At 33.8% G+C, this 3,960-nt stretch carries 3 protein-coding genes and 1 pseudogene; 2 read left to right on the forward strand and 2 right to left on the reverse strand.

Going from position 1 to position 3,960, the window contains the following annotated elements; all coding sequences use genetic code 11:
- Positions 1 to 88 precede the first annotated feature (88 nt).
- Together SULYE_RS06745 and SULYE_RS06750 are read left to right on the forward strand one after the other, a co-directional pair.
- A complete protein-coding gene (locus tag SULYE_RS06745; RefSeq protein WP_007547830.1) occupies positions 89 to 883 on the forward strand; it encodes an IclR family transcriptional regulator in 795 nt (264 codons plus the stop codon).
- 188 nt (positions 884 to 1,071) lie between these two features.
- Positions 1,072 to 1,374, forward strand: a pseudogene (locus tag SULYE_RS06750) (IS5-like element ISSulsp1 family transposase); the annotation flags it as partial.
- A 38-nt stretch (positions 1,375 to 1,412) separates the two neighbouring features.
- Here SULYE_RS06750 and uvrB read toward each other — a convergent pair.
- Positions 1,413 to 3,404: an excinuclease ABC subunit UvrB gene (gene uvrB / locus SULYE_RS06755; protein ID WP_007547833.1), complete on the reverse strand. Its 1,992-nt coding sequence runs from the start codon at positions 3,402 to 3,404 to the stop codon at positions 1,413 to 1,415.
- A gap of 14 nt (positions 3,405 to 3,418) precedes the next feature.
- Positions 3,419 to 3,960 (reverse strand): Ppx/GppA phosphatase family protein (locus SULYE_RS06760; RefSeq protein ID WP_007547834.1); only part of this gene is annotated, 542 nt, incomplete at its 5' end.

Here is a 3,960-nt window from a genome sequence, read left to right on the forward strand (position 1 = left end):
GCCAGGTCCAGAACGCCTGCCTGTCACGCAGGAGGTCGTGGGTTCGAATCCCATCGGCTCCGCTTTTTAATACAAAAGAAGGTATAAAATGCATCGCAAGAGGGAAAAATCTGACTATATAGTTCAAAACGTAGATTTGGCCTTTGATATTTTATTTTACATAGCCAGAAGACAATATACAAAACTTAAAGATTTAGAGGAAAAATTTCAGACAAATTATACAAATCTTGAAAAAATCTTGGAAGTCCTTATTATTCGTGGTTATTTAGATTATAACAAAAGAAAGAAAATATATTCTTTAGGAATAAAAAACTTTGAACTCGGTCATTCATATATTTCTCACACTGAGATTAGAAAACAAGCAAGACCTTTTTTACAAAAACTGGCTGAAGAGTTTCAAGAAAACGTATATCTTGCAACACGTAGCGGACATGAAATTGTATATATAGATTCTTACGAAATTCCAAGAAGTGTAGTAGTTAAATCAAGGGTTGGAAGATTACTTCCAATGTACGCATCAGCTTCTGGAAAAGTACATCTTGCATTTATGGATAAAGAGGATTTAGAAGAATTTTTTAGAGAAGTAAAATTAGAGAAATTTACTGAAAATACAATAACAGATAAAAACCTACTATTAAAAGAATTAGAAGAAGTTAGAAGAAATGGGTATGCCATAGATAATGAAGAGTGGGAAAAAGAAGTTAGATGCATCTCTGTTCCGGTCAGAGATTATACTGGTGATATTGTAGCAGCGATAACGTTATCTGCTCCTGCGTTTAGAATGCCTTTCAATTTGGTTCATGGAAAAATGAAGGATAGTTTTAAACAGGCTTCCCAAGAGCTATCGGAAAAACTTGGATATTCAAAAGAAATTCAGCTTTAGAAACTCTCCGTCTAATTGCTCGAAATTAAGTTCTTTTTATTGTCAATCCGAGGACTTTAATCTGAAGGATTCCTGACACCATTGCTCTGTCATCCTACTATAAAGATAAAGCGAGACTGTTCCAAAAATCCATATCGTCATTCTGAGCGAAGCGAAGAATCTCATGTTTTTTATTTTCAAGTCAACAAATAAGTGTAATGCAAAAAATCTTAGACATTGGACTTATCCCTGCTATAAAGATGAAGGAAATTTTTAGAGTAAAAATAAAACATCCATTGAGACAGTTATCAAAGGAAAATTGGTTAAAGTATGGAAAGAAAAGATATAGAATAGAATCTTTATTTGGTAATATAAATAACAAAGCAAATTCAGTGTTTAAAGTTAAAAGAGAAGATATAGCTAAGAAGTTAGCTATTGCTTGGGCTATTCTTTGGAATTTCTACATGATTTTAATTTATGTATTTTTTTTGGAACAGTCTCATCGTAGCTAATTTTCTAAAATTTTTAATCCCATATAAACCTATTTTATTTATCCAATCACTGTTGCTAATTTTTTTAATTTTTCAAGTTGGTCTCTGATTTCTGCTGCTTTTTCAAACTCCCAATTTTTAGCATAGTCCCACATCTGTTTTTCAAGCTGCTCAATCTTTTTCATTAAATCTTCTTCTGAGTTTATATCGTCCGGTAGCTGGTTATATATTTCAAGTATTCCAAGCTCTTCTAAGGAGATTAGGTCTTTTACTTCTTTTGAAACAGTTTTTGGAGTTATTCCATGTTTTTTATTGTATTCTTCTTGAATTTTTCTTCTTCTGTTTGTCTCTTCTATCGTCTCTATCATTGCCGGTGTTAGTTTATCAGCGTATAAAATAGCTTTTCCGTTTACGTTTCTTGCTGCTCTTCCGATGGTCTGAATTAATGCTGTCTTAGACCTTAAAAATCCCTGCTTATCTGCATCAAGCGCTGCAACTAAAGATACTTCCGGCATATCAAGACCTTCCCTTAATAAGTTTACACCAACAATCACATCATATTTTCCTTCTCTAAATTCTTTTATTATCTTTACTCTCTCTATCGTGTCTATTTCTGAATGTAGGTATATTGCCTTTATTTCTCTTTCTGTCAGATAATCTGCTAAATGTTCTGCCATTTTTTTGGTTAGCGTTATTACAATGGCTCTTTCGTTCCTTTCTTTGACTTTCCATATTTCATTGATTAAATCATCTATTTGACCTCCGGTCTTTTTGACTTCTATAATTGGGTCAAGCAAGCCTGTTGGTCTGATTATCTGCTCAACTATCACACCTTTTGACCTTTTGATTTCCCAATCTGCCGGCGTTGCAGATACGTAAATTGCTTTTTGTATTTTTTGCACAAATTCTTCAAACTTTAAAGGTCTGTTATCGTAGGCTGATTTCATTCTCCAGCCATATTTAACAAGGTTTTCTTTTCTTGAAAAGTCTCCGTTATACATTGCTTTTATCTGCGGAATTGTAACGTGAGACTCATCTACTATAAGTAAAAAATCTTCCGGAAAGTAATCAATAAGAGTGTAAGGTGGTTCTCCTGGCTTTCTGCCATCAAAGTATCTTGAATAGTTTTCTATTCCTTTACATGTTCCAAGCTCAAGCATCATTTCTATATCGTAATTTGTCCTTTGCCAAAGCCTGTTTGCTTCTATCTCTTTTCCTGCTCTTTTAAACTCTTCTACTTCTATCTCTAAATCTTTTTGTATCTGTTTTATAGCCTCTAACATATCCGGTCTTGGTATAACATAGTGGCTCGCCGGAAAGATAACAGTTCTATCAAGTTTTCTTTTTACATCTCTATTAAAAATATCTATTTCTGATATACTTTCTATTTCATCGCCAAAAAACTCAACTCTTACAATAATGTCTTCTGTGTATGCCGGTAAGATTTCAACTGTATCACCTTTTACTTTAAACGTTCCTCTTTTTAATGAAAAGTCATCTCTCTGATATTGAAGTTCTACCAATTTTCTCAAAAGTGTTTGTCTGTCTATTTCCATTCCAACGTAAAGTTGTAATCTTAACTTTTCATAAAATTCTGGCGTTCCAAGTCCGTATATGCAGGATACAGAAGCTACTACAATCGTATCCGGTCTCTCTATCAGACTTCTTGTTGCTGAGTGTCTTAGCCTATCTATTGCATCGTTGATTGCGCTGTCTTTTTCTATGTAAAGGTCTTTTTGTGGAATGTAGGCTTCAGGTTGGTAATAATCATAATAAGACACAAAGTATTCAACGGCATTATCAGGAAACAGCTCTTTTATTTCTCTGTAAAGCTGTGCTGCTAAGGTTTTGTTATGGGATAGTATCAAGGTTGGTTTTCCGTATTTTTCAATAAGGTTGGCTATGGTAAAGGTCTTACCTGTTCCTGTTGCACCAAGCAAGACCTGCTGGTTTACACCTGAAATAAGATTTTCATAAAGCTGTTTTATAGCTTTTGGCTGGTCTCCGGTAGGTTTAAAGTTTGATTTTAGATTGAATATTTTTTTACTCATACAAATAATTTATGCTAATTATGGATTAATTCCAACAGTAAACCGTGTCTTACTCCCCACTCGCTGACTGTAATCTCATCTTTTTGGAAAACTTCCATAGCTGTTTGAAATATAACAATTCCCGGCACTATAGCTTCGGCTCTTTTATCTTCTATCATAGGAATTGCTTTTCTTTGGTTTACTGTCATACTTGCAAGTTTATTTAGCCATTTTGTAACTGTTTCATAGGTAAGTTTTGAACCATGAACTTTTTTAGAATCGTACGGATAGATATTATACTCTAAGGCTACAACCGTAGTAATCGTCCCGCCAAGCCCAACTAAAATTTCTGTATCTTTCATCTTCTCATAGGCTATTGGCAATTGCTGTTTTAGAAAGTCTTTTATTTGCATAATCTCTTCTGGCTTTGGCGGGTCTGATTTTATATATTTTTCTGTAAAGTTGACAATTCCAAATGGAAATGATATTGATGCTATTAGTTTTGATTTTTCACCATAGGAAAATTCAGTACTCCCGCCACCTTGGTCTATTACTGTAAATTTTCCCTCGATGTTTA

Source organism: Sulfurihydrogenibium yellowstonense SS-5 (assembly GCF_000173615.1).
GTDB lineage: Bacteria > Aquificota > Aquificia > Aquificales > Hydrogenothermaceae > Sulfurihydrogenibium > Sulfurihydrogenibium yellowstonense.